Origin of the sequence: Planctomyces sp. SH-PL14, assembly GCF_001610835.1 — a bacterium.
Taxonomy (GTDB): domain Bacteria; phylum Planctomycetota; class Planctomycetia; order Planctomycetales; family Planctomycetaceae; genus Planctomyces_A.
On the sequence record NZ_CP011270.1, the window covers coordinates 2,003,666 to 2,029,935 of the forward strand.

The following is a 26,270-nucleotide window of genomic DNA, read 5'->3' on the forward strand; positions in this document are numbered from 1 at the left end:
GGAATGGGAGGGGGGAGAACGGGGGCGGCGGAGGCGAAAACGGGGCGGGCGGACGGGGGTTCGAGGATTCTGGCAGGGGGAGACGGTCGTGGTGGGAAATCATTCTTTCCAGCGTCGGGCGAAGCATTTGCGTCTGGGTTTTTCCGTGCTTCTGGCAGCCTGGAGCTTCGGAATCGCGGGGAGCGCTCCGGGCGAGGAACCGTCCAAAAGCCACGGGCCGCTTCCTCGAATCCGTCCCGCTGATGAGAAGACGCACTTTGTTGCCGAAGGTTCGCCGCGACCATTTGTCGCATGGGGTTTCAACTACGACCACGACGACGCCGGGCGGCTGATCGAGGACTACTGGAACACCGAATGGGAGACGGTCGCCGCCGATTTCCGGGAGATGAAGGCCCTGGGCGTGAACGTCGTCCGGGTCCACCTCCAGGTCGGCCGGTTCCTGGAGACCGCCGACCGGCCGAACGAGGAGAACCTGAAAACGCTCGGCCGGCTGGTCACGCTCGCCGAGGAGACCGGGCTTTACCTCGATGTGACAGGACTCGGGTGCTACCACAAGCAGGATGTCCCGGCTTGGTACGACGCCCTCGACGAGGCGGGACGCTGGGAAGTGCAGGTCCGGTTCTGGAAGGAGGTCGCCCAGGTCTGCCGGAGGAGCGACGCGATCTTCTGCTACGACCTGATGAACGAGCCGGTCCTTACCGGCGGAGCGAACAACACCGAATGGCTCGTCGGCCCGCCGCTGGGCGGGAAATACTTCGTCCAGCGGATCACGACCGATGCCCGCGGCCGTAGCGACAAGGAGATTGCGAAGGCCTGGGTGGAAAAGCTGACCGCCGCGATCCGCTCGATCGACGACCGGCACATGATCACGGTCGGCGTGATCCCCTGGGCGCAGGTCTTCAATGGAGCCAAGCCGCTCTTCTACTCCCCCGAAGTCGGCGCCCCGCTCGACTTCGCCAGCATCCACTTCTATCCCAAGAAGGTGCCGATCGAGGAATCGCTCGAGGTTCTCAATGTCTACGAGGTCGGCAAGCCGCTCGTGATCGAGGAGATCTTTCCGCTCGATGCCGGCCTCGACGAAACGGAAGAGTTCATCCGCCGCTCGGGAACGCACGTCGACGGCTGGGTCAGCTTCTACTGGGGGAAGACGCCCGAAGAGAACGAGAAGAAGGGAGACCTTCCCGGCACGATCATCGCCGAGTGGCTCCGCCGGTTCAGCAATCTGGCCGGGGCGGCATCGGACTAGCCCGAAGCGCGAGCGAGGGAACTCGCGGTCTCGGGAAAGGAATCAGCCACAGATACACACAGATGAACACAGATCAGAGAGGTCGTTTTGCCTTTATCTGCGTTCATCTGTGTTTATCTGTGGCTTAACCCTCCGGCTCTCACCGTGATTCGACGTCCAGCGGGACGAGCACAGGCTGGGGCTTCCGCTGACGGATAACGGCCGGGGCCGAGTTCGCCGCGTGGTTGCGGCCGGTGTAGGCGCCGAAGTCGTTGAAGAACAGCTTCTTGGCGATCCAGTACGCCCAGCTCTTCTCCGGGATCGCCTGCTCCGGGTTGTACTGCGACGTCCGGACTTCCATCGCCTCCAGTTCCTTGAGCGCCGTCCCGCGAACCGTGCCGTCCTTTGCACCGTGCTTCACGACGAGGTCCCGCAGGAGGTCCGGGCGTTCGAGGACGATGCAGCCCCGCGTCGTGTCCCGCGCCAGCTCGCGGAAGTCCTTGAGGAACGGAGAGTCGAGGCGTTCGGCGAGGGGCTTCTCCGTGTCGTGGATCGAGTCGGTCACGAACTGCACGATCGGGCAGGGCTCGATGCCGCCCCACGGATTGATGTGGTGCGTGATGCCGGTGGCGGCGGGGCAGAGGGCTTCGCCGGCGTGATCGAAGTAGGCGTCAACGACGATGATCGGCTTCCTGGCCCGGGCCTCGACGACGAACTTGCGGATGCGGAGCTGCTCCTCCGGCGAGAGACACATATCCGCACAGGCGTCCGGGCCCATCGGCCGGTAGACGTGGAACCAAGTGTAGAAGACCCCCATCTCGATCAGGCGGTCGACCCACTTGTCGGTCACGAGGTCATCGATGTTGGTCTTGCAGACGCTCGTGCAGACGCCGGTGAAGACCTTGTGCTTGAGGCAGTTTTCAATCCCCTGCATCGTCTTCGAAAGGACGTCTTTCCGGCCCCTCCGCTCGTCGCTGACGATCTCGCTCCCCTCGACGCTGATGAGGGGGGTGATGTTCCCCTGACGGCGGATCTCCTTGGCCACGTCGTCGGTGATGAAGTGGCCGTTGGTAAAGATCTGGAAGTAGCAGTCGGGATGCTTCGCGAGGATTTCGAGAAGCTGCGGGTGCATGAAGGGTTCGCCCCCCACGATCCCGAAGAAGACGTTCCCTTCGGCCTTGGCTTCGTTGATGAGCCGGTGCATGGCCGGGGCATCGATGATCTGCTGTTTGGCGGCGACGTCGACCCAGCACCCCTGACAGCGGAGGTTGCAGGAGTTGATGACGGAGATGTAGAGGAACGGGGGGAAGACCTGACCTCGCTTCATCCGCCGTTTGAACTTCGCGACCGAGAGGGAGCCTTTGACGCCCATGTTCCAGGCGAGTTTCCAGAGGAGCCGCTTGTCGGTTTCGAAGAGGATCCGTTTGGCGAGTCGCAGGTACATGCGGGAGGCTGCGGGTGGAAGGCGGGTGAGACGGAAATTGTACCGAAGGGCGCTCTCGCCGGCACGGCTGTGCTCGCTCAAACCCAATGTGCGACGGCAGCCGGGGTCAAGGGGGCCTCGCCCCCTTGCCGCCGGAGGCGCTTCTACGAGGAACCGTGGCACACAACGGATGTCCCCTTTGTGAAACGCGCGTTGAGGACTCACCGCTCGCTTTGCAATCCCCGCGGGTTAGTGAGGGGGCATACGGCACGTTGTCCGCGTCTGAACACTGACTCCTTCAGACATCTCTCGACGGCCAGGCCTCCGGCGGGCAAGAGGGCTTCGCCCCCTTGCATCCCCCACCAGGGGTGACCCCCTGGACCCCGGTTACTGATTCGTCATTCTCGTTGTTCACACGAACTCTGGCCCGGTGAAGTTCTTCACGTGTACAGTGGCAGCGACTCTTTACATCGATCTCACCGGTGAGACGGCCATGCTGCGTCGCAACGTCCTCAAAAGCCTCATCGGCAGCTCTCCCCTCTTCTCCGGCATCGTCTCCCAACTCCTCGCCGCCAGCGAAGACCCGCTCGCCCCCAAAGGAACACACTTCCCCGCCCGCGCCAAACGGGTCATCTTCCTCTTCTCCACCGGCGGCGTGTCCCACATGGACACCTTCGACCCCAAACCCGCCCTCTTCGCCGCCGACGGCAAGACCATGGGGGTCGGCGGCGGCCTCTCCAACCAGCAGCGGGCCCTCCAGCGCCCCCTCTGGAAATACCAGCCCGGCGGCACATGCGGCACGCAGGTCAGCGACCTCTTCCCGCACATCCGCGAGCAGATGGACGACATCTGTCTCATCCGCTCCATGCAGTCCAACGACAACGAGCACTACCAGGCGACGCTCGCCATCCACACCGGCTCATTCTTTTTCTCCCGCCCCAGCATCGGCTCCTGGCTCAGCTACGGGCTGGGGACCATGAACTCCAACCTCCCGTCCTTCATTGTCCTGGCGCCGCAGCTCCCCTATGCCGGGACGCTCGTCTACGCCAACGACTTTCTGCCGGCCTATCACCAGGGCGTGCGCGTCGTCCCCGGAGCGACGCCGATTCCGAACCTCGACCGCCGGACGCCGCAGCAGCGGGTTCAGGAGTTGGAGCTGCAGCTCGCCGAGCGGCTCAATGAGCAGCATCGCGAGCGGCATCCGGGCCAGGGGGAGCTGGCGGCGCGGATGCGGACGTTCGAGACCGCGTTCCACATGCAGAGCGAGGCCCGCGATGTGTTCGACCTGTCACGGGAGAGCGAGGAGACGCTGGGCCTGTATGGACTGCAGCGCGGTCAGACCGATGGGTTCGGGTGGCAGTGCCTTGTGGCGCGGCGGCTGGCGGAGCGGGGAGTGCGGTTTATTGAGCTGGTCGATGGCGGGTCGAGCGGGAACTGGGATTCGCATGGCGACATGGCGGACCATGGACCGCGGGCGAAGGCGATTGACCGGCCGATTGCGGGGCTGCTGCAGGACCTGAAGCGGTTGGGGATGCTGGATGACACGCTGGTGGTGTGGACGACAGAGTTCGGCCGGACGCCTGGCGCGGATGGGGCGAAGGGGCGGGGGCACCACAGTGCGTGTTTTTCGTCGTGGCTGGCGGGTGGGGGTGTGAAGGGGGGGATGGCGTACGGGCAGACGGATGAGCTGGCGGCGACCGTGGCGGAGAACCCGGTGCATGTGCATGACTTCCATGCAACGATCCTGCATTTGCTGGGGATCGATCACACGCGACTGACGTACCGTCATGGTGGTCGGGACTACCGACTGACGGACGTACATGGAAAAGTCGTGCAGGAATTGCTGGCCTAAAGAACCGGGGTCCAGGGCCCCCCCTGGTGGGGAGTGCAGAGGGGCAACGCCCCTTTGCCCGCCGGAGGCCCGGCCGTCGAGAGATGTCTGAAGGAGGGCCTGTCCAAACGCGGACACGGTGTCGTATGCCCCCTCACCAACCCGCTGGAATCCCAGAGCGAGCTGCGAGTCCTGAACGCCGGTCCCACAAAGGGGACATCCGTTGCTTACCACGGTTCCTGATGAAAACGCCTCCGGCGGCAAGGGGGTGAGACCCCCTTGACCCCGGTTGGCTGTCGCACATCCGCGAGGACGTTACGGCGTGCAGGAGCACGGAGCTTCGTACACCGCGTTGCTGACCGGCGTTCCCGACGAATAACCCGTGTAGGCCGTCGTCTGAACGTAGTCCGACGACACAGGCGCCGAGAAACTCGCCGCACAGTCGCCACAGGTCCGGAACCCGCTGCCGTAGCTGTTCGCGACCGCCGGATACCCGCCCGACCAGGTGTAACCCCCGGTGATCGGCGTCGCGTTCGTATACGTCGGGTACGAGCTCGTGTAGTTCGGATACGTCGTGTAGTTGTTCACGTAGGTCGGCGCGTAACTCGCCACGTACGGACTGCCGTACCCATAGCCGTATCCACCGTAGGACGGCGCGTAGCCAACGTAGCTGCTGTAAGCCGGATAGTACTGGCCATACCCATAGTACGAGCCAAGCCCGTACGGGCTGTATCCGCTGGAGTACCCGATCGAATACGGATACCCCCAGCCTCCCCAGCCGTAACCCGCCCCGCCCCAACCGTAGCCATAGCCGCGGTAGCCGACGCTGTAGCCGGGATATCCCCAGCCGCGGTAACCCCAGCCACCCAGGCCACGGTAGCCGCCCCAGCCACCACCCCAGCCGCGATAGCCACCCCAGCCGCCGCCCCAACCACGGTAGCCGACATAACCGCGGTAGCCGACATAACCGCGGCCCCATCCACCGCCCCAACCCCATCCGTGGTGCCAGGCGCTCGCTTCCTGGACTGCGGTGAGTCCCAGGCCGAACACCAGCACCGTTGCCATCAGAAATGATCGCATCGTCGTCCCCCCTCCAACGGACCACTGACTGCCGGAGGCGACGTGCAGCCGCATCTCCAGCGATTCACACGATTTTATGGTACACGCCGTGACACCGAATGAGCAGGGGGGATGCCGGCGCGCATCGGCAGACAACGGATTTGTCAGTTTTCCGCCAAGGCCTTGACCGAGTCCGCGCTCAAGAGGAGGGAGCGAGTTCCTGAGGGGGAACGAGCCGGGTGAGGATCGGCGTCGTGGCGATGGTCGTCACGATGGCCATGAGAACCATCATGGCGAAGAGGGTGGGGGAGATGACCCCCATGTCGAGGCCGATGTTGAGGACGATCAGCTCCATCAGGCCGCGGGTGTTCATCATGACGCCGAGAGCCGACGAGGTCCGCCAGTCGAGGCCCGTCCAGCGTCCCGCGGCGACCGTTCCGCCGAACTTCCCGAGCGTTGCCACCAGGATGATGACGGCACACATGATCCAGTCCATCGGCGTCGAGAGCAGACCGATCTGCGTCCGCATCCCGGTGTAGGCGAAGAACAGCGGCAGGAGCAGGATCGTCACGACGTCCTCCAGGCGGTGGCGGAACGCCTTGGCGACCTCGCTCTCGTGGGGGATGACGGCGCCCAGAAGGAACGCGCCGAAGATGGCGTGGATCCCGATCGCCTCGGTGATGAGCGACGAAACCAGGACGCCGACGAGGAGCAGTGCCGTCAGGTCGGTCGTCAGCGGGCGGCCGGCTTCCGAGCCGAACCACTTGTTCGCCAGCGGCCGCGCGACGAGCAGCATCACGGCGACGTAGCCCACGGCGAGCACGATGGTCGTGACCGCGATCCCCAGTTCCGCCTTGGTCACGCCGACGACGAAGGCCAGGAGGCACCAGGCCGTCACGTCATCGACCGCCGCGCACCCCAGGGACAGGACGCCGAGCTCCGACTTTTCCATCTTCTGGTCGGTCAGGATCCGGGCCAGGACCGGGAAGGCGGTGATGGCCATCGCGGCGCCGAGGAAGAGGGCGAAGCTGGTGAATGAGATGCCGGCGGGGGCGAGGGTCGGGAAGAGCCAGAGGGCGAGCGTCGCTCCCAGGAGGAACGGGACGATGATGCTCACGTGGGAGATGGCGACGGTCGCGTGTGCCCGGGACCGGAGGACGCCGGCGTTGAGATCGAGCCCGACGAGGAACATATAGAGGATGACGCCGATCTGCGCGAGCGTGTTCAGCGTCGGCATGATGGTGGCGGGGAACAGAGTGGTCATTGTCCCCGGGGCGATGCGGCCGAGGAGTGACGGGCCGAGGATGATCCCCGCCAGGACTTCGCCGATGACGCGGGGCTGTCCGAGTCGCTTTGCGATCGACCCGACGAACCGGGAGGTCGTGACCACGACCGTGATGGCGATCAGAACCTGCGGGAGGATGCCGTGGCCGCCGCCTCCTTTCGCCGCAGCGGCGGCCGGGGCGGTTGTGGCCGGCGCCGGCCCGGTCATCGTCTCGCCGACGCTCCGAACGAGGAAGAACAGGACGATGGCGCCGACGAACAGGAGCGTGTAGCCCGTGAACAGACCGCGGGTGGACGCGGGAGCGGGAGAAGGGTTGGGGGCCATCTCAATCGACATCTCGTGCGCCTTCAGGATGCGGGAGGCTAGGCAACCGGCCTGATGTTATCCTGCCGCGGCAAACACTTGTCAAGACAAGTGTAGTTCGGACAAGTGTTGTGTCGCTTCGAGGATTTGCGGGGCGAGGAGGATTCTGTCGAATCGAGAGCGGCTCGTCGCCTCCAGGGCGATGGAGGCGAAATGTCCGGCTCGGACGATGCCCTCGCCGGCCCGGCTGTGCCACCTCAAACCCAACGTGCGACGGCGGCCTGGGGTCAAGGGGGCCTGTGTTGTTTTTTTGGCCCCCTTGCCGCCGGAGGCACTCCTGTGAGGATCCGTGGTAAACAACGGACGGCCGCTTTGTGGGACCGGCGTTGAGGAATCACCGCTCGCTTTGTAATCCCCGTGGTTTGGTGAGGGGGCATACGGCACCTTGTCCGCGTTTGGACACTCGCTCCTTCAGAGAGATCAAGACGAGAGGGCCTCCGGCGGGCAAAGGGGCGTTGCCCCTCTGCACTCCCCACCAGGGTCCCCCTGGACCCGGTGAAAGGGGGTAATGCCAGAACACCGTCCGGCGAACGCAACCCGCCGCCGCCGCGCCCACCTCCCACAAAGGACGAGCCGCCAGAATCGTGATAGACTGACATTGATGGGTCGCAACAACCGCCCCCGACCGACAAACCCACCCGCCTCCAGCCTTCCTCGCCACCCACCAACGGGAGACCCACCCATGAATCTCGGCGACGAGCTGACGCGCAACATCACCCGCCGGTACTTCTTCTCCCAGGGCTCGCACGCCCTCGGCTGGGCCAGCCTCGCCACACTGCTCGGCCAATCCGGGGCACTCGCCAACTCCGTCGCCGCACCCGCACGCTACCCGCAGCCGCACTTCCTCCCGAAAGCCAAGCACGTCATCTATCTGCACATGGTCGGCGGGCCATCGCAGATGGACATGTTCGACTACAAGCCGGTCATGCAGGAGTGGTACGACAAGGACCTCCCGGACTCCATCCGGATGGGCCAGCGGCTCACCACCATGACCTCCGGCCAGAAACGGTTCCCGATCGCCCCCTCGAAATACAAGTTCGCCCGGCAGGGCGAATGCGGCATGTGGATGACCGAACTCCTCCCGTGGACCTCCAAGGTCGCGGACGACATGGTCTTCGTCCGCAGCATGCACACCGAGGCGATCAACCACGAGCCGGCAATCAGCTACATGCAGACCGGCAACCAGGTGACCGGCCGCCCGTGCCTCGGGGCCTGGGCCTCGTACGGACTCGGATCGCTGAACGAAGACATGCCCACCTTCGTGGTCCTCGTCGCCAAGCCGACCAACCAGGAGCAGATGCAGGCGATCTCCGCGCGGCTCTGGTCGTCGGGCTATCTCTCGGGCGAACACGCCGGGGTCTCGTTCCGCACCGGGGGCGACCCGATCCTCTTCATCAACAACCCGCCCGGCGTCCCCGCCGAAGTCCGCCGGAAGACGCTCGACGGCCTCAAGTCGCTCAACGAGATGAACTACAAGCTCGTCGGCGATCCGGAGACGCACACACGAATCCAGCAGTACGAACTCGCCTACCGTATGCAATCGAGTGTGCCGGACCTCGTCGACCTCTCCAAGGAACCGGAGTCGACGGAAAAGCTTTACGGCCCGGAGATCCACAAGTCGGGCTCCTTCGCCCACACCGTCCTCCTGGCGCGGCGGATGGTCGAGCGAGGCGTGCGGTTCGTGCAGATCTACCACAACAACTGGGACCACCACGGGAACCTCGCCGGCCGCATGACCGACCAGTGCCGCGACGTCGACCAGCCGTGCTACGGTCTCATCACCGACCTCAAGCAGCGCGGACTCCTCGACGACACCCTCATCATCTGGGGGGGCGAGTTCGGCCGGACAATCTACTCCCAGGGTGGCCTCTCGAAAGAGAACTACGGCCGCGACCATCATCCGCGGTGCTTCACGATGTGGATGGCCGGCGGCGGGACCAAGGGGGGGACGATCTACGGGGAGACGGACGACTTCTCGTACAACATCGTCAAGGACCCGGTCCACATCCGCGACCTCCACGCGACCGTCCTCAAGCTCCTCGGTTTCGACCACGAAAAGTTCGTCTACAAGTTCCAGGGGCTCGATCAGAAGCTGACCGGCGTCGAGCCGGCCCGCGTGATCTCCGACTTGCTGGCGTGAAGGGACTGCTGTGCATCTGTTGGGAACGCCGTTCGTTGCCGTCGCGTGGAGCGACGACTTCCGGGACACCGCCGCGCCGCCGGAACCGATTGCCGAGAGCCTGCAGGCGGCGAGCCTCCTGCTCGGAGACGTCCGTGAGGTCGTGACAGTCGTGGCCGTGATCGCCGCGGAGGAGCCGGAGTCCGACGAGGAGAGCGACCGGCTCTGCGCGGAGGTCTGGACGCAGCTTGAGCGGTGGACCGACGCGCTGATTCCGCATCAGACCGTGCGGGCCGTAGTCCGCTTCGGCGACCCGGTGGCGGAAGTCCTGGAGGAGCTGGGCGAGCAGCCCCGCGTCCTCCTGCTGGTGCCGCAGAGCGGTATCGTGGCGAGCGGGGCCGAGCGATTGCTCGCCTCGGCGCCGGGAGCGGTCTGGCTGCGGCCGGTGTACCGCAACCTGGCGCTGTCGTTCCTCTCGTGCGATGACGTCGCAGGGCGGCAGGACTCGCTGCGGGTCGCGGTCGATGCGGCCCGGACGCTGCACGGGCGGCTTCTGCTGGGACTGAGCGCTCCGGCCGATGAGGAACCCTCAGCGCGCGACGCCAGGGTCGGCGAGTTGGCCCGGACGCTGTCGCAGTTCGATTACCGCACGATTCCCGGCGGCACGAAGATTGAAGTGGCGGTTTGCGAGCCGGCTGTCCTGGCGGAGACGCTGCGGAAGACGGAGCCGATCGACATCGTCCTGGAGACGCAGGATCGCGCCGCCGCCGTGCGGCGGGCACTGGCCGGCGAGTCCGTCTGGGTCGCCCGCTGACAGGACCGGCCCGGATCTCGGATGGATCGGGCTATGGCGCCGGGCGATCGGCCTCTTTGATCCGCACGAGCTCCGCGAGAATCTTCACCCCGAGGGGATCGACCGACCTCGCGGTGTTGGTCAGCACGACCACGCCGACGCCGAGCGGTTCCACGATGCCGAGGTAGCTGGCCGACCCGCCGACCATTCCGTTGTGCCAGATCACCGGGTGGGCGCCGATCTCGGAACTCTGCCAGGCGAGCCGCCCGTCGCCGTGAAGCATCTGGAGGAACTTGGCCCAGTTCCTCTTCCAGCCGGAGAAAATGTAGACCAGGCACGCCCCCCAGACGAGGACCACGAACGTAGACGCCCCCGCTCCCCAGAGCGACCAGGTGAGAAGCGTCATGAGCGCCAAGGTCACGATGCTCGGGATGCGTCCCCCGTAGCAGGCGGCGACCAGAGTCGGGAGCAGCATGAGCGAGAAGAACAGGAGGCCGTCGAGGCCGCCGCGGGTCAGCCACTTCGTCCCGTGGAGGTAGAGCTCGAAGAGCGCCAGCACCACGACATAGCCGAGTGGGAGAACCCAGCTGAGCCACGACAATCGTTCGGGCTTGCGCCCCTCGTGGTGCGGCAGGTCCGACGGCTCGCGCATCAGCCGGAGCTCCTCGGACAGAGCCGACATCTCGGGACTCACGTTCGCCCGCAGGAACTTGAGCATGTCCGAAAGCGACGATCGCACGCCCCCCGCGGCGACGGTCACCTCGGTGAAGTCCCAGTGCCTGGTGGGCCTATCCTTCTTGCTGTGCGCGGTCGCCAGCCGGGGGGCCTGCTCGCTGGTGGCCTCCGCCGACGTGTCGAGCATCCCCAGGGGAACGAGGACTCTTTCGTAGAGCGCTTTGCGGAAGTCACAGCCGGCGAGCTTGCCGAGCACATGTCCCAGGAGACCGACTCCGAAGTTCGAATACGTCGACGACGAGCCGATCGGCGCCAGGGGCTTCATGCGGTTCAGACAGGCGTAGAGCATCGCCTGGTCGTAGTGCACATAGGGGTTCTCCATGTCCGCCGTAGCGATCAGGTCGTCCGGGAGCCGCGGCAACGAGGAGCGATGGTTGGCGAGGGATCGATAAGTGATCCCGGACCGGCCGTCGGTGGGGAGCGTCACCAGATCGCCGAGCGCCGGCTGCAACGGGTCATCGAGACGGATTTCCCCTTTCGTTACCGCCTTCGCGAGCAGGAGCGAAGTGAAGAGTTTGCTGAGCGAGCCGACCTCAAAGACCGTGGCATCCGAGACCGGCCTCTTCGAAGGAACGTCGGCCCAGCCGCTGACCGCGCGGTACTCCTGCCCGTCGAAGATGACGCCGATGGCGACTCCGGTCAGGTTCTTCGCGCAGCTCCGATCCGCGATCTCCTTCAGGAACGCGGCGATGTGCTCCGAATGGTCGCGGGCGACTGGAGTCGTCATCTCTCGGCCTCGACCTTGGGCGGCAGCGAAGGGGACGACTCCATCCGGTTGCTCGCATCTGGGAACAGCTCCGCGGGCGACCTTACTTCGCCTGCCAGAGGGTCTGGATCGCGCTCACCGTCTGCTCGACGAGTTCCTGGCCCCCTTCGGGACCGACCAGCGTGCTCTGGACGATCGCACTGTAGGAGCCCGCACGAACCGCCCGGGCGGTGGCGAGGTACGACCCCGGGCCGGACAACTGGATCACAAAGGTCTGGACCGCCGGACTGCGGGACTTCATCTGCACGCCGAAGTCGGTGTAGAGCTCGAAGTCGTTCGTCGCGATCGCCACATCGCCCAGCCGCAGGACATGCAGTTCCATCTGGTACGGAGCGATGGGGCCTCGCTGCTGCTTCTCGTATCGCTCGACGGCGTCCAGGTTCCAGTTCATGAGCGTCCGCTGGGCCGGGTCCTTCGCCTGCTCGGCCGCGGTCTGCTTCGCCTCCTCGTATTCCTTCTCCGTCACGACGCGTTTCGGCAGTTCGATCGGCCGGACCGTGTGGACCAGCGGGACGTCGGTCTGCATGTCGCGGGCGGCCCCCTCGTATGCCTCCTCCCACCCGACGACGATCCGCCGCGCGAGCTCTTCGAGCCGCGTCAGCCCGCGGAGGGTCCGCATCCGCTCCTCCGCCGCCTTGCGGTACATGAGGTGCGGCGACTGATCCCCCGCCGCGCCGGTCCAGCCGAGGATCTGCAGGTCCGCTCCGTGCTTCTTGCGGAGCGACTCCCGGACCTCGTGCCAGAAGTCGGCGTCGACGAGCAGGTTCCCCTCCACCTCCTGCGAGGGGCACGAGACATTGACCGCGGTCGCGATCAGCTTCTTCTCCTGGTCCCAGAAGAACAGCACCTCGACGCCGTCGTCCTCGTGACCTTCGAGACCGCGGAAGGCGGGCCCGTTGGTCTGGCCGTACATCTTCGCTTCGCCGTCGGCATAAAGGGCCCGGCGGTTCTGGGCAACGACTGCGTGGCCGAGTCCCCAGCCGACGCTCCCCGGCTTCCGCCCGGTCCAGGCCTTGGCGGCCGCCTCGGCGATCCGATCGGCGGCAAACTGCACGTAGTCCCGGGGCCGCATCACCCCCTCGGCGTCGAGCCCTTCGTACTTCCCCTCCTGGGTCACGGGGGCGGTGTGGGTGTGGGTCGCGCTGAGGACCAGTTTCTCAACCGGGAATCCGGGGAGACGGGCCTTGAGCCGCTCCCGCACCGCGTCCGACAGCTCGGTCCGGATGGCGACGAGATCGCACGAGACGAGGATCGCCTGATCGAGCGATTTCTCGCCCTCTCGCGACTCCAGTGCCAGGGCGGTGGCGGTGCAGGGACTGCGGACGCTCTTGGAGATCCGGGTCCGCATCTGGCCGTCGAGACCGACCGGCTGCTCGGGCGTGATGCTCTCCGACGCGGCCCCGAATACGAATTCCGCCGCGGCCGCCGGGCTCGCCGGCAGGCTGACGAGAATCAGCCACACACCCAGGAACCACGGAACCACAATCGACCGGCTCATCATCGGTGCGTCTCGGCGAGGTGAGGTTTTGCCAGGGAACGGGCGGCGAGAGGGCCGACCGGCGAATCCTTTTCGATGTCTGCTGTGGCCGCGGAGCTGTGGAGGAAGCCGGCTACGTCTTTTCGGAGAGGAGCGCGCCCAGGAACGTGACCGCGTCGTTCTGCTCGCGGGCGACGCTCTGAAGGACATCGAGCCGGCCCGCCTCGCGGCAGAGATCGGCGAAGGAGAACCGGGCGTCGTCGCCGACGCGGGTCAGGTAACGAGCCGCCAGGTCGACCGCCTCGGCCTTCTTTCCGCAGCGGATCAGGAGGTCCACCAGCACGTAGGCCAGGATCGGCTTGTCCTGCTCGTCCGGCTCATGGTCGAGCTTCTCCTGGAAGTACCGCAGGGCTTCGTCGCGGTTGCGGTCGAGGAGGACGCGGAAGAACTGAACGTGGGCCGGATAGAAGTCATCGAACGGCGGGTCGCCGGGATACTGGAGCTGAGGGTCGAGCTTGGAGCCGTATTCGGCGAGCTGGAGGGCGAGGTCGAGTTCCTTCGCCGGGGCATCGATCGAGCGGGCGAAGCGGACGACCGAGTTCAGGTGCGAGACGTCGATGTGGTAGTTGCTCCCCTCAAAGAGCCAGTCGCGGCCGCCGATGAGTTCCCGCAGCGAGGCATCGGGGGGGAGCATCGAAATCCGCTGTTCGACGTGGCGGCGGACGTTGTCCGTGAGGTCGGCGTAGAGGTGCCGGACCATCAGGCGGGCGCATTCGGCCCGCTGTTCGGGCTTCAGGTTCGGGAGCGACTGATCGAAGGAGGTGATCGTGCTGCAGGTGCCGTGGAGCTTGAGGGACATCTCGAGTCCCTTGGCGGGGTGGACTCCCTGGTAGAGCGCGATGTGGATGACCTCTTCGGTCTTCTCGTCGGGATGGGCCGGGACCGGAAGGGCTTCGAGGGCGGCGGCGACGGTCTGGGGCTCGCGGATCACGGACAGGTAGGTCCATGCGGCGGCGAGGTCGCCATCCTTGAGGTAGAGGTTGCCGGCTTCACGGGCGGCGGCGACGTAGGTCTCTTCGACCTGTTTCCGGAGGTCCGGGGGGACGTCGCTGAGCTGGGAGGGGCGGGAGAGGGGAAGTTTGAGTTCGTGCTTTCGCTGAAGCATCCGGATGTCGAACAGGCGGTGGTAGTCGCGCTGTTCGCGGAAGAGGTCCGCCAGATGGCTGAAGGCGGCGGCGGGGCCGCATTCCTGGACGAGGCGGGGGAGTTCGTCGAAAGCGGATTCGGGCATCGGTGGCTTTGGAGGGGGAGGAGGCCAGGTGCGAAAGCGCGGCAGGAGGGTTCGAGTCTATCCCGCTGGCGCAGCGAATCCAATCCGCGCCCTTGCCGGCACGACTCCCCTAGCTCAAACCCAACGTGCCACGGCAGCCTGGGGTCAAGGGGGCCACGCCCCCTTGCCGCCGGAGGCACTTCCATGAGGAACCATGGTACACAACGGATGTCCCCTTTGTGGAACCGGCGCTCACCGCTCACTCTGCAGGCCCCGCCGGTTGATGTGGGGGCATACGACACGGTGTTCGCGTTTGGACACGCTCTCCTTCAGACAGTTCCCGACGGCCAGGCCTCCGGCGGGCAAGAGGGCGTTGCCCCCTTGCATCCCCCACCAGGGTGCCCCTGGACCCGGTAAAAGGGAGAAAGATTCGTCGGCTCCGCGGGAGTTTCGAACATTCCTTCACCACAACACTTGGGTGCAATCACACCCACACCGTGGTAGCCTGCACAAACCGGTTCCGACATTCGACGGGACCGACGAAGTGCCTCCCCGTCCCTTCGTCTCTGCCGCGATCCGGGCATCGCTCTGGCGCGGCCGATCACCCCTCACGTCGACCGCGTCCCGGTGTCTGGCCCCATGGCGATCAAGATCACGCTGGAATCGTTTCTGGCCGTCCTCCGCCGCAGCGGACTGATCGAGACGGATCTGATCCAACGGCTGGTCGACGAGTTCCGCGCCGCCAACGGCGAGCCCCCCGAAGCCAAGCCCTTCGCCGACTTCCTCGTCGAACGAAAACTCACCAGCCCCTGGCAGGCGGACAAACTCCTCGTCGGCAAACACAAGGGCTTCTTCCTCGGGAAGTACAAGCTCAAAGGTCTCCTCGGCAAAGGAGGCATGAGCTCCGTCTACCTCGCCGAACACGTCCTCATGCGGCGGATGTGCGCCATCAAGGTCCTCCCCGCCCGGCGCGTCAACGACGCCTCCTACCTCGGCCGCTTCCACCGCGAAGCCCAGGCGGTCGCCGCCCTCGACCACCCCAACATCGTCCGGGCCTACGACGTCGACCACGAAAAGGACGGCGAGTTCGACATCCACTTCCTGGTCATGGAGTACGTCGAGGGAAAAAGCCTCCTGGACATGGTCGCCGAACGGGGCCCGCTCGGACCGGTCGAGGCGGCCCAGTACATCCGCCAGGCGGCCCTCGGACTGCACCACGCCCACGGCGCGGGGATCATCCACCGCGACATCAAGCCCGGCAACCTCCTGGTCGACATGTCCGGGACGGTCAAACTCCTCGACATGGGACTGGCCCGGTTCTTCGGCGGCGACGACGAGAAGTCGCTGACGATCCAGCACGACGAGAAGGTCCTCGGCACCGCCGACTACCTCGCCCCGGAACAGGCGGTCGACAGCCACAAGGTCGACCGCCGCGTCGACATCTACAGCCTCGGCTGCACGCTCTACTTCCTCTTCACCGCCCAGCCCCCCTTCAACGAGGGGACCCTCACGCAACGGCTGATGGCCCATCAGCTCAAGGATCCCAAGTCGATCACGGAGTTCCGGGCCGACGTCCCGGAGTCGCTCCTGGCGATCATGCGGAAGATGATGGCCAAGAAGCCGGACGACCGGTACGCGACCGCCAAGGAAGTCGCCGACGCTCTCTCCGACTGGCTCCTGCGGCAGGGCGCGGGGCTCCCCGACACGACCTCGGACAGCGGACCGCTGAACCTGGCTGTCGCCGCTCCGGCTCCCGTCGCCCCGGCGGCCCCGGCGGCTCCGGCGGTCTCCGCGCCGGCCGCCACCGCGTCCCCACCGCCGGCCGAGTCCGGGGTTCCCGATTTCTTCGGGATCGGGGCTTCGGCAGCCGAGCCGATTCATGAGGCGCCGGGCGACTTTGCGAACCTGTTCGGCGGAGGCCCCGCGCCCGCCCCCGTCCCGGCGGCGCCCAAGGCTCCGGCCAAGACAGCAACCACCAAGCCCGCTCCTTCACCCGCGGCAACCTCGAAGCCCGCCTCCGGAACAAAGCCTGGCAAGAAAAGCTCTGCGGCCGAGATCGAGGTCCCCTCCTTCTTCGGAGGCCCGGCCGGCAACAACGGCGGCAGCGAAGCGCCCGCCGAAGTGGGACACTTCACCGACCTGTTCACGGGCGAAGCGCCGAAGACCGGTTCGGGAGCCGGACGCGCCGGGCCGGCCGCCTCGGCTCCGGTCGCTGCACCAGCGGCCGAACCGGACGTTCCGGACTTTCTGCGAGCCGCCGCCCCTCCGGCCCCCGCTCAGACAAAGCCAGCGCCCGCCAAGGCCGCTCCCGGCAAGCCCGCAGCGGCCAAGTCCCCGGCGGCACCTGCGGCCCCCAAGCCGACGGCCAAGGCACCCGCCGCCAAGGCTCCGGCCCCGACGCCGCCTCGGACCGCGGAAGAGGCTCCTCCGTTCCTGGCCGGAGCGGCACCAGCCCCCGCGGCCGACAATCCGTTCGGAGCGGACCTGTTCGGATTCCAGTCGGGGTCGAACGAAACAGCCGCTCCGCCTGCCCCCGCTCCCAAGGCCCCCGCGCCAACTCCTCCAGCACCGAAGCCGGCCTCCAAGCCGGCCGCGGCAGCGGTACCACCTGCTCCCAAACCCGCTCCAACGCCTCCTGCCCCCGTCGCAGAAGGTGTCCCCGACTTCCTGTCCGGCGCGACGACCGAAGCGGCCGCGGAACCGCCCGCCGGCGACGACCCGTTCGGATTCCATTCCGCACCCGCGGCTCCTGCTCCCCCGCCGCCCCCTGCGGCCAAGGCTCCTGCTCCGCCGAAGCCGGCCCCCAAGCCACCGGCCACGGCAGCCCCGAAGGCCGCACCAGCCGCAACGGCGCCGGCCAAAGCCGCTCCGGCTCCCCCGGCAGCGGAGGAGGTCCCGGCGTTCCTGAACGCGTCTGCGGCAGCCCCCGTCACCGAAGCCGCTCCGATGGGGGACCTCTTCGGCTTCGGCGCCGCAGCCGAACCAGCGGCTCCCGTCCCAACTCCAGCGCCGCCCGCACCAAAGCCTGCACCACAACCTCCGGCCAAGCCCGCTGCCGCCAAGGCACCAGCCGCCGCACCTCCACCGGCTCCGGCACCGCCGAAGCCTGCGGCCAAGCCCGCCCCCGCAACGGCTCCGGCCGACGAGATGCCGGCCTTCCTGGGCGGGGCTGCCTCTGCACCGGTCGGCGAGAGCGACAATCCGTTCGGGGCAGAGATGTTCGGCATCGGGACCGCGGCCGCGGAACCGCCCGCCCCCGCCCCAGCGCCGCCCGCTCCTCAGCAGACCCCCGCTGCCAAGGCGGCCACATCGCCTCCTCCGGCGGTCGCGGCGCCCGAACCATCGCCCCCGCCGTTCCTCGTTGACGCCGGCGCAACGGACGATGCCGGAGGAATGCCGGATCTCTTCGGAACGAGCGAACCCGCACCAGCCCCGGCTCCCGCTGCTCCTCCCAAGGCCAAGCCCGCCCCCAAAGCGGCCCCCGCCCCTGCAAAGCCGGCGGTCGAAGTCCCGGACTTCCTGCAAGCCGGTGGGATGTTCGCCGATTCGGCACCCGCCTCCGCGCCCGCGGCCAGCGAGCCCAGCCCGTTCACAGCCGCGGCGCCGGCTCCCTCCGAAAGCCCGGCGGACGATTCTCCGTTCGGTGGCTCGGAGACCGAAGAACGCGTCACGACTCCGGTCCGCCCGACCAGGAAGACGGGACCTTCGCCCCTGGCCGGTGTCCAGGCGTGGCTCCAGGTCCCCAAGAATCGCCTGATCGCCGGCGGCGCGGCCGCTGCGGTCGTGATCGTGATCGCGGCCCTCGCCTTCATCCCGAGCGGCAAACCCAAGACCACGGGAGCCGGGACCGGCCCCACGGCGGCGGCTCCCGCGGCCGCGCCCGGCGGCGCCCCGGTGGCCGCGTCCTCGGTACGGCAGGCAACCGTGCGTCCCCGTCCGCAGGGGGACTCGATCACGGTGGGACCGGAAGGGAACTTCGGGACGGTCAGCGAAGCGGTCAACTACTTCATGCGGAACATCCCGAATGACGGGAGCCGCCGGACGATTCGCGTCGCAGGGGGCTACTCCTACACCGAGTCGATCACGATCGCCGCAGCCATCGGGATCTCCAGCCCGCTGACGATCACCACCGACGCCGCCCAGCCGGCGATCCTGACACCCCGCGGCGGCGGCGTGATCATGAACATTCCTTTCGCAACGGACCTGATCCTTGAGAACCTGGTCTTCGACGCCGGCGGCGCGCCGAACTGCGCTCAGCTCGAAGTGCTCGGCACCGGCTCGCAGCTCAAAAACGTCGAGTTCCGGGGCTTCCGCGAGAACGGCCTCGTCATCGCCTCCGTGCCGGGGGACCAGGCCGCGCCGGTCCTGCTCGACGGCTGCCGCTTCAAGGGCTTCGACGCGGGGGCCAAGGGACTCGTCTTCAAGACCTCGGCCGACAACCTGTTCGGCCTCACGGTGACGAACTCGCAGTTCGCCGCCCCGTTGCGGACCGGGATCGAAGTCGGCAGCGCGTCCGTCTCCAGTTTCCAGGTGACGAACTGCCGGTTCGTCGACGTCCGGACCGGCGTCCTGTTCCCGGCGCCGAAGCAGGAGTTCGAAGACGTCCTGATCCTGAACAACACGTTCTACAAGGCGGCGGACGCGATCGTGTTCAACCACGCCCCCGACGCCAAGCGGCCGATGAAGTCGGCCCTGATCGGCAACCTGTTCGCCGGCTCGACGACGACCGACGTCTCGATCCGGTCCGGGTTCACGAAGCAGCAGTGGGACCAGTTCCAGTCCGGGGGACCGGGAATCGCCGGCAATATGTCCCAGCGGGAAGGAGACCTCGGCGCGAACGAAGTCGACGTCTTCGGCCAGGGGGGCAAGCGGCCCCTCAAAGAGCTCTCGTTCGTCAGCACGACGCCGGGAACGCCCGAGTTCCTTAAGCCAACCGGCGCGAACGTCTCGTTCACGAAGCCGAAGGCAGGCAACGGCTGGGCCGGCGCCGTTCAGCCATAGCGGCTCAGCCCCCGCCAAGCGACAGCATCAACCTGGGCCGGGCGCCATGCACAAGACCACTCCTTCGTGCTCTTGGTGCCCCCTTGGTGCCTTGGTGTTTAACAACCAGCCCCGCTTCAGGAGAGCGATCTCGTCCGCAGGAGAATGCGGCTCGCCACGACACCCTGCAGCCCGATCAGAGCGATCGTGACCGCCAGCGCAATCCCGCCGGCGACAAGCGTAAAACGCGATCCCGCGGCGTCCCCCGCGCCCGCGAGGAGCCATGCCAGGAGAAAGGCGACCAGGGTCCAGACGGAGCTGCAGGTCAATCCCGCCAGACCGCCGCACAAGAGTCGTTGCTCACGATCCGTCATGAGACATTCCGTTGTCATCGTTCAGGGAAGCTGCGGCGCGGGAGCCTTTGATGCGCCAGCCCCGGCCGGAAGGGGTCAGGTCGGCTCTTTCACTTCCTCGACCGGGAGCCAGGGGCGGACGAATTCCTCGAGGGCCTCGTAGTTCTTGAAGCGGGCGAGTCCCGGCCCCGGATTGACGATCACCTCTCCATCCGAAAACAGGAGCAGGTGCGGAATCCCCTGCACGCCGAACCGGGCCTGCAGCACGGGATGTTCGTCGATGTCGATCGCCACGACCTTAAGGCGGTCGCCGTACTTCTTCTCGAGCCGGTGCAGCAGCGGCCGCAGATACTGGCAGGGGCCGCACCACGTCGCGGAGAAGTCCGCCAGGACCACTTTGTCCGACTTCAGGACCGTCGCGTCAAACCATTCCATGCTGGCCGCCGCCGCCTGATTTGCGGCCGACGAACTGGCGGGCGGAGTCGGCAGCTCTCCCATGCAGCTCGCCAGGAGGGCGCACGCGAGGAGCCACAGGAGAGGATATCGACGACGCATGACGAGTCTCACGGGGTGTTCGGACCCCGTGATTCTATCATGCCCCCCCGGCCGCGGCAGGGCGAATCGCCGTCGATCCCGTCCGCGGCTCTTTCCGTGCTGCGAAACTCAGTCCACCACCGCGTGGGGGAGGGGATCGCCGATGAACGAGTCGAGCGACTCGCCGCTCACGAACAGGTAGAGCCGCCCCTTGTACCAGACGGCGTGCTGCAGGGAGCCTTCCAGCTCTTCGCCGGTCCGCTTGAAGTGGACGACGTCGTTACCGTCGGCCGCGGGAGCGTACTTGGCCGGATCGGAATCGAAGACGATCTTGGCCTCGGCGGAGGAGAGCATGATGACCCGCCGGCCATAGCTGCTCTGGAACTCGGGACGGGCGTCGACGAGTTCGCGATGATCCCGCAGCATCACCGGGCAGAACCCCTTCAGTCCCGGCCGGTCGACCCGGGCGGCGATGAGGGCCATCTTTCCGCCCTGAGCGGGGCCGCCCGTACGCGGCACCGGCTGGAGGCTCGGCTGCCCGGCCGGCTGGACCGTCGCCGGCGTCGTGACCGGATCGGCGGCCGCCACGGGCGGCACATTCAGCGGCGGCAGCGGACTGGCGGCGGCCTGAACCGGCGGGGCGGCGGGTTGCATCGGGGCCGACGGAGCGATGGGCGGCGTGGCCGGCAGGGACTGGGCGGCCAGCGGGCTTCCCGGCTTCAGGCCGGCGGGAGCGGGGCTGCCGGGCTGGTCGGTCGAACGTTCGTCCTCGTCCGAGAAGAATCCCTCTTCCGCAGCCTTGGCCAGCGGCGCGGCGGGAACCGCGGGCAGGGCCGGAGCGGCTACCGAAGGCGCCGCGGCGGGAGCCGCCGGCGGAACGGCCGGGACGGTCACGACCGGAGCCGCCGAGGTCTGCGCGGGAGGCATCGCCGGCGCGGCGGGGGCCAGCGGAGGAACGACGACGGGGGGAACCGTCGGCAGGTGGTCTGCCGCGGCCAGCGGGGGCGGAGCCAGCGGGGGCGGAGCCAGCGGGGCCGCCGGTACGGGGGTGGCTGTGACCGGCGCGTCGGGCATCGGGGCCTCGGCCGCGGGAGCGGCAGGGGTTCCAAAGACGAGTGCCGGAGGAACCGTCGCCGCGGCGGGCGGGACCGCCGGACGGGGAGCGTCGCTCGTCGTCGTGCGGGGCCCTGGACCGCCGGCGTTCGGAGCCGGCAGCGGGACCGGGAGGACAAAGCCATCGTTCGCCGGAGCGGCCAGCGGAACCGCGGCGGGGGCGGGGGCCGGAACTGCCGACGGAAGCGGGACCTCGACCGACGGCGTGATGATCACCGGGGCCGCGGAGGTCGTGGTCATCGGGACCGGATCGTTGAGACCGAGGCCGGTGAAGGGAACGGGCGCCGGCGCGGCGATCGCAGGAGCCGCGGGCGGAGTCGGAGCCGCCGTCGCCGGAGCCGCGGGAGCGGCGAACTGGGGAACGAAGGCCTGCGGAGCGTCGGTCGCCGGAGGAGCGAGCGGCGTCGGCGCGGCCAACGTCACGGCCGGAGGCTGCGTCGCGGCCGATGTCGCCGGGGGAGCCTGCGGAGCAAACGGCTGCGGAGTGGCGGCCGGTGCCGGCAGCGCCGCGACCTGGGCCGGAGGCAGCGCGGGGAAGGCCGACGGAGCGGCGGCGACCGGAGCCTGCGGCGGAACCGCGGCTACGGGCGCCGCGGCCTGCTCGGGGGCCAGCGGAATCGGCTTCGAGAAGTCCAGGACCGGCAGTGCCGACGGAGCGGCGGTCGTGTTATTGGCGAGCGGGTGCCCCATCGGAGCGGCGGCAGGCGCCGCGTGGGCGGGGACCGGCTTTCCGAATCCGTCCAGGTACGGGAGCGCCGCCGGGGCCGAGGCCGATCCGGAAACGGTGTTCGGAACGCCGACGAACGGGTCCCCCTGTGGAGCCGGAACGGCGGGAACGAACGGCGCCGCGGGAGCAGCGGCCGGAGCCGGAGCGGCGGCCGTCTGCGGAGCAAACGCCTGCGGCATCCCGAACAGCTGGCCGTAGTTCGGCAGCCGCGACGCGGGCCGGGCGGCCATGGCGGGCGGACTGGCCGGAGGAGCCGCCGGAGGGATCGCGGCCGGAGCGAGCGGAGGAGGAGCCTGGACGCCGTAGACACCCGCCTGGGCTGCGGTGCGGCGCGGGTCGTAGTGAATCTCGGACGGCTCTTCGGGAGGGGCCTTGGGAGCGGGCTTGCGGAACGGGTTGATCTGTTCGAGCCAGCCGACGGGCTTCTTGGGCTTCGCCGTCGACACTCCCATCGACTGCGCCTCGGCCCACGTCTTGGGCTGGGGAGCATCGGGATCCATGGAGACCGGTCCGCCGGACGGCTGCGTGACAGGCCGCGATTGTCCAACCGTCTGCACCGGCAGCATCCCGTGCGGGGCGGCGGAAGGGGCCGGCGCGTTGGCGGCGGGGCTGGCCTGGACGGGGGCCCCCTGGGCGGACGGCTGCTGGGCCTGCCGCTGAATCCCCGAATCGGGGAGTTCCAGCACCGGCCGGCCGTTCTGTTCGTAGAGGGCTTCGAGCTGCTTCTGGACTTCGCTCTTCGGTCCGCTCGATCCCATCGGGCGGGGCTGATAGGCGGGGGCCGCTCCGCCGGACATCTGGGTGCGGAGTTGCGGAGCCGGGTTGGGGGCCGGGGTTTCGGCCTGAGTCTGGACGACGGGAGACCGGGGAACGGGCTGGAGGAACTGCGGCGGGGAGGTCGGTTCGACCGCCAGTGTCCAACTCGCTGCGGCCGTGGTCAGTCCGGCCGTGAGCCAAAACGCACGAAACCGAAAGAATCGCGATCGGTCAGTCGACATCGTCTGCTCCTGTGCTCCCTTCGGCAGAAGAAAGGGAGCCCCGCGTCCAATGCCCGGTCGGCTGAAACACGTTCCGCCGGGATTGCTTATGCGCTCCGAGGGGGGATAATCGGCTCCCCCTTCGAGAAGCCGACCGAGCGGCGCCGGCCACGAGATGACCGGGCCTCCACCCCTGGATGCACCGTGTCTATCGTCGACCGGTCGTGCGGAGTTTGACGGCCGTACGGCCTCTGCGGGCCGAATCCGCCCGGAGAACAGTTTCGACGCGCACGAACGTCACAACCGAAAAAGTCACCCTCCCCGCCCCAGTTTGACATCGCATGTCCACACCGATTCCTCCCTCGTCCCCCATTCCTCCCGGCTCTTCGTCTTCGCAGGGGCCGCAGCCGACGGTCATTGTCCGGACCGTGCGGAAGGGGGGGTGGCTGGCGGCGGCGCTGGCGGTCCTGCTGTGCGGGTCGGTCCTCGTCAACATGCTGCTGATTACCTTTACGGCCCAGCAGATCACGGCGACGACCGAGACCTCGTCGCTGACCGAGCAGTACGTCTCGGGGGACAAGGAGGCTTCGGACCGGATCGCGATCGTGGAGATCGACGGGACGATCATGTCGCCGTTCACGGAGCGGACGCTCAAGATCCTGAAGCGGATCGAGAATGACGCCAACGTGAAGGGGATCGTGCTGGCGGTCGAGAGCCCGGGGGGATTCGTGGCGGACAGTCAGCGGATCTACGACCGGCTCAAGGCGCTGCACGAGACGAAGGGGAAGAAGATCTATGTCTCGATGGGCCGGCTGGCGGCATCGGGTGGATATTACGTCGCGATGGGGGCGGGTCCGCAGGGGAAGATCTATGCGGAGCCGGCAACGTGGACCGGGTCGATCGGGGTGATCATTCCGCGGTATGACGTGTCGAAGCTGGCGTCGGATTATGGGGTGAAGTCGGAGCCTCTGGTGACGGGTCCGTTCAAGGATGCGCTGAGTCCGTTCAAGGAGTTGTCGCCGGAGGAGCGGGAGGTCTGGAAGGCGATCATGGACGAGTCGTACAACGAGTTTGTGCGGATCATCGATGAGTCGCGTGAGAAGCTGAACTGGGATCAGGCGAAGGCGCTGGCGACGGGGCAGATCTATACCGCGAAGCAGGCTGTGGCGAATGGTCTGGTGGACGGGATCAAGTATCGGGACGACGTGGTGGCGGAGCTGAAGGAGGACTTGAAGCTGAGCAAGGCGCGGGTGGTGCGTTACACGTATCCGCCGTCGGCGGTGGAGTTGTTGCTGGGTGTTTCGTCGCGTGTGACGCCGCGGTCGTTGATTTCGGAGTTTCTGGACGCATCGGTTCCGCGGGCGATGTATTTCTTCGGTTGGCACCCTAACCTCGAATAGAGCGGCCTCACAACCTCACCGGGGTCCAGGGGGCCACCCCTGGTGGGGGATGCAAGGGGGCCTGTGTTGTTTCTCTGGCCCCCTTGCCCGCCGGAGGCCTGGCCGTCGGGAGATGTCTGAAGGAGGACGTGTCCAAACGCGGACAACGTGCCGGATGCCCCCTCACTAACCAGCGGGGATTTCAGGGCGAGCGGTGAGCCCTCGGTGCCGGTTCCACAAAACGGTCGTCCGTTGTTTACAACGGTTCCTCATGGAAGTGCCTCCGGCGGCAAGGGGGCGAGGCCCCCTTGACCCCGGCTGCCGTCGCACATTGGGTTTGAGGTAGCACCGTCGTGCCGGCAAGGACGCGGATGAAGGCATCTACTTCGGACGCGCCGCCGCCCGCCCATCCGGACCATCCTCTTTGTAACCGGGATTCACCACCGGATACGTCGCGCCGACCGCCTTCTGCCACGCCTCCAGTTCCTTCGTCAGCTCAGCCACCACCGGAATATGGTTCGCCGCCACATCCCGGCTCTCCGACGGATCCTTCTCGATCTCGTACAGCTCCACCCGCCCGGTCTCCATCGACTGAATCATCTTCCACTCCGCATTGCGGACCGCCGCCACCGGCGCGCCCCCCTGATTCCCATAGTGCGGGTAGTGCCAGAACAGCGACCGCGGAGCAATGGTCTCCCCCCGCAGCAGCGGTGATAGATCGACGCCGTCGAGGACCTGCCCCTCCGCCGGCTTCCGCCCCATCGCCGCGAGCAGCGTCGGATACACATCGACACTGCAGACCGGCGTCGTCGAAGTCGTCCCCGCCTTCGCCACACCCGGCCACCTCACGATCCACGGAACCCGGATCCCCCCTTCATACACCCACCCCTTCCCCGCACGGAGCGGCAGGTTCGATGTCGGCCAGCCCTCGCTCGTCGAGAGCCCCCCATTGTCGGACGTGAAGACCACGATCGTCTCCCCTTCCACTCCCGACGCATTGAGCTGATTCAGCACTATTCCGACCGCCTCGTCCATCGCCTCCACCATCGCGGCGTAGACGACGTGAGCCTGCGTCAGCCGCACATCGCGCGGCTCCTCGCGTCCAAACTGGTCCGAGAGCATCCGCCGCCGCCGCTTCTCCTCGTACTTCTGCCGGAGATCCTCGCGGGCCATCAGCGGCGTATGGACGTCGTAGAAGGCGTAGTACGCCAGGAACGGCTCATGCTTGTGCTGGTCGATGAACCGGGCCGTCTCGCGGGCCAGCCGGATCGGAAGATGCTCCCCCGGCGGACCGTCGGCCAGCCGCGGGTTCCCATACGGCGAAAAGTACTTTCCGCCGCCGTACGGTCCCCCCTGCTCGATCCCGCCCAGGTTCGTCTGGAAGCCCTGGTCCTCGGGATAGAACCCTTCGGGACCGAGGTGCCACTTGCCGGCGAAGAACGTCGCGTAGCCGGCATCCCGCGCCGCCTCGGCGATCGTCCCGGCCTCCAGCGCGAGCCGGTCCTTGTACGCCGCGGGCAGGTGCTTCGTGTTCTTCTTCCACTGCGCCGGCTGGTTCGCGCCGTTGGGAGCGATGTAGTCCGTGATCCCCAGCCGCTGGGGATACTGGCCGGTCATCAGGCTGGCCCGTGTCGGCGAGCAGACCGGGCAGGCGGCGTAGCCCCGCGTGAACATCATCCCCTGCGAGGCCAGCCGGTCGAGATGCGGCGTCTCATAGAAGGTGCTGCCGAAACATCCCAGGTCCGCCCAGCCGAGGTCGTCACACAGCAGGACCACGATGTTCGGCGGACGCTCCGCCGCAGAGAGCGAAGCCGCTCCGAACCAGAGAATCAGGACCGCAGACAGGAACCGCCATCGCATG

At 67.3% G+C, this 26,270-nt stretch carries 16 protein-coding genes; 6 read left to right on the plus strand and 10 right to left on the minus strand.

Going from position 1 to position 26,270, the window contains the following annotated elements; genetic code table 11:
* Positions 1-145: 145 nt before the first annotated feature.
* Positions 146-1,246 (plus strand): cellulase family glycosylhydrolase, encoded by a 1,101-nt coding sequence (locus tag VT03_RS07755; protein WP_197489242.1) that lies wholly within the window; start codon positions 146-148, stop codon positions 1,244-1,246.
* 139 nt (positions 1,247-1,385) lie between these two features.
* Here VT03_RS07755 and VT03_RS07760 read toward each other — a convergent pair whose 3' ends face one another.
* Positions 1,386-2,669, minus strand: coding sequence for a radical SAM protein (locus tag VT03_RS07760; RefSeq protein WP_075092461.1), 1,284 nt, complete (start codon positions 2,667-2,669; stop codon positions 1,386-1,388).
* Positions 2,670-3,141: 472 nt separating this feature from the next.
* Here VT03_RS07760 and VT03_RS07765 point away from each other — a divergent pair, with 472 nt between their 5' ends.
* Positions 3,142-4,500: a DUF1501 domain-containing protein gene (locus VT03_RS07765; protein WP_075092462.1), complete on the plus strand. Its 1,359-nt coding sequence runs from the start codon at positions 3,142-3,144 to the stop codon at positions 4,498-4,500.
* 294 nt (positions 4,501-4,794) lie between these two features.
* Here the strand turns inward: VT03_RS07765 and VT03_RS34120 are convergent, their stop codons facing one another.
* Together VT03_RS34120 and VT03_RS07775 are read right to left on the minus strand one after the other, a co-directional pair.
* A complete protein-coding gene (locus tag VT03_RS34120; RefSeq protein ID WP_197489243.1) occupies positions 4,795-5,559 on the minus strand; it encodes a hypothetical protein in 765 nt (254 codons plus the stop codon).
* Positions 5,560-5,737: 178 nt separating this feature from the next.
* Positions 5,738-7,159, minus strand: coding sequence for a cation:proton antiporter (locus tag VT03_RS07775; RefSeq protein WP_197489244.1), 1,422 nt, complete (start codon positions 7,157-7,159; stop codon positions 5,738-5,740).
* A 709-nt stretch (positions 7,160-7,868) separates the two neighbouring features.
* On the opposite strand from VT03_RS07775, the gene VT03_RS07780 reads away from it, so the two are divergent.
* Entirely contained in the window at positions 7,869-9,326 is a 1,458-nt protein-coding gene (locus VT03_RS07780; RefSeq protein WP_075092464.1) for a DUF1501 domain-containing protein, read from the plus strand.
* A gap of 10 nt (positions 9,327-9,336) precedes the next feature.
* On the plus strand, positions 9,337-10,119 hold the full coding sequence (locus tag VT03_RS07785; protein WP_075092465.1) for a hypothetical protein: 783 nt from the start codon (positions 9,337-9,339) through the stop codon (positions 10,117-10,119).
* A 31-nt stretch (positions 10,120-10,150) separates the two neighbouring features.
* On the opposite strand, the gene VT03_RS07790 is transcribed toward VT03_RS07785, so the two are convergent.
* The 3 genes from VT03_RS07790 to VT03_RS07800 form a co-directional block, all read right to left on the minus strand.
* Entirely contained in the window at positions 10,151-11,560 is a 1,410-nt protein-coding gene (locus tag VT03_RS07790; RefSeq protein WP_075092466.1) for a serine hydrolase domain-containing protein, read from the minus strand.
* An 82-nt stretch (positions 11,561-11,642) separates the two neighbouring features.
* Positions 11,643-13,100 carry a hypothetical protein gene (locus VT03_RS07795; protein WP_075092467.1) on the minus strand — a complete coding sequence of 486 codons (1,458 nt, stop codon included), beginning with the start codon at positions 13,098-13,100 and terminating at the stop codon, positions 11,643-11,645.
* 109 nt (positions 13,101-13,209) lie between these two features.
* Positions 13,210-14,367, minus strand: a complete 1,158-nt coding sequence (locus tag VT03_RS07800; RefSeq protein ID WP_075092468.1) for a hypothetical protein — start codon at positions 14,365-14,367, stop codon at positions 13,210-13,212.
* Between the two features lie 618 nt (positions 14,368-14,985).
* On the opposite strand from VT03_RS07800, the gene VT03_RS35055 reads away from it, so the two are divergent.
* Entirely contained in the window at positions 14,986-19,347 is a 4,362-nt protein-coding gene (locus VT03_RS35055) for a serine/threonine protein kinase (RefSeq protein ID WP_075092469.1), read from the plus strand.
* 116 nt (positions 19,348-19,463) lie between these two features.
* Here VT03_RS35055 and VT03_RS07810 read toward each other — a convergent pair whose 3' ends face one another.
* The 3 genes from VT03_RS07810 to VT03_RS07820 form a co-directional block, all read right to left on the minus strand.
* The gene (locus VT03_RS07810; RefSeq protein ID WP_075092470.1) at positions 19,464-19,700 is read right to left on the minus strand and encodes a hypothetical protein; all 237 of its coding nucleotides are present in this window, start codon (positions 19,698-19,700) and stop codon (positions 19,464-19,466) included.
* A gap of 75 nt (positions 19,701-19,775) precedes the next feature.
* Entirely contained in the window at positions 19,776-20,234 is a 459-nt protein-coding gene (locus VT03_RS07815) for a thioredoxin family protein (RefSeq protein ID WP_197489245.1), read from the minus strand.
* A 108-nt stretch (positions 20,235-20,342) separates the two neighbouring features.
* Positions 20,343-23,051, minus strand: a complete 2,709-nt coding sequence (locus tag VT03_RS07820; protein WP_075092471.1) for a hypothetical protein — start codon at positions 23,049-23,051, stop codon at positions 20,343-20,345.
* Between the two features lie 320 nt (positions 23,052-23,371).
* On the opposite strand from VT03_RS07820, the gene sppA reads away from it, so the two are divergent.
* Positions 23,372-24,430: a signal peptide peptidase SppA gene (sppA, locus tag VT03_RS07825; protein ID WP_075092472.1), complete on the plus strand. Its 1,059-nt coding sequence runs from the start codon at positions 23,372-23,374 to the stop codon at positions 24,428-24,430.
* 360 nt (positions 24,431-24,790) lie between these two features.
* On the opposite strand, the gene VT03_RS07830 is transcribed toward sppA, so the two are convergent.
* Positions 24,791-26,269, minus strand: coding sequence for a sulfatase (locus VT03_RS07830; protein ID WP_075092473.1), 1,479 nt, complete (start codon positions 26,267-26,269; stop codon positions 24,791-24,793).
* Position 26,270: the final 1 nt, after the last annotated feature.

Bases quoted from the DNA above. Each gene is read 5' to 3' on its own strand.
- VT03_RS07760 (WP_075092461.1), bottom strand. From the start codon at position 2,669: ATGTACCTGCGACTCGCCAAACGGATCCTCTTCGAAACCGACAAGCGG.
- VT03_RS07765 (WP_075092462.1), top strand. From the start codon at position 3,142: ATGCTGCGTCGCAACGTCCTCAAAAGCCTCATCGGCAGCTCTCCCCTC.
- VT03_RS34120 (WP_197489243.1), bottom strand. From the start codon at position 5,559: ATGCGATCATTTCTGATGGCAACGGTGCTGGTGTTCGGCCTGGGACTC.
- VT03_RS07775 (WP_197489244.1), bottom strand. From the start codon at position 7,159: ATGTCGATTGAGATGGCCCCCAACCCTTCTCCCGCTCCCGCGTCCACC.
- VT03_RS07780 (WP_075092464.1), top strand. From the start codon at position 7,869: ATGAATCTCGGCGACGAGCTGACGCGCAACATCACCCGCCGGTACTTC.
- VT03_RS07790 (WP_075092466.1), bottom strand. From the start codon at position 11,560: ATGACGACTCCAGTCGCCCGCGACCATTCGGAGCACATCGCCGCGTTC.
- VT03_RS07795 (WP_075092467.1), bottom strand. From the start codon at position 13,100: ATGATGAGCCGGTCGATTGTGGTTCCGTGGTTCCTGGGTGTGTGGCTG.
- VT03_RS07800 (WP_075092468.1), bottom strand. From the start codon at position 14,367: ATGCCCGAATCCGCTTTCGACGAACTCCCCCGCCTCGTCCAGGAATGC.
- VT03_RS35055 (WP_075092469.1), top strand. From the start codon at position 14,986: ATGGCGATCAAGATCACGCTGGAATCGTTTCTGGCCGTCCTCCGCCGC.
- VT03_RS07810 (WP_075092470.1), bottom strand. From the start codon at position 19,700: ATGACGGATCGTGAGCAACGACTCTTGTGCGGCGGTCTGGCGGGATTG.
- VT03_RS07815 (WP_197489245.1), bottom strand. From the start codon at position 20,234: ATGCGTCGTCGATATCCTCTCCTGTGGCTCCTCGCGTGCGCCCTCCTG.
- VT03_RS07820 (WP_075092471.1), bottom strand. From the start codon at position 23,051: ATGTCGACTGACCGATCGCGATTCTTTCGGTTTCGTGCGTTTTGGCTC.
- sppA (WP_075092472.1), top strand. From the start codon at position 23,372: ATGTCCACACCGATTCCTCCCTCGTCCCCCATTCCTCCCGGCTCTTCG.
- VT03_RS07830 (WP_075092473.1), bottom strand. From the start codon at position 26,269: ATGCGATGGCGGTTCCTGTCTGCGGTCCTGATTCTCTGGTTCGGAGCG.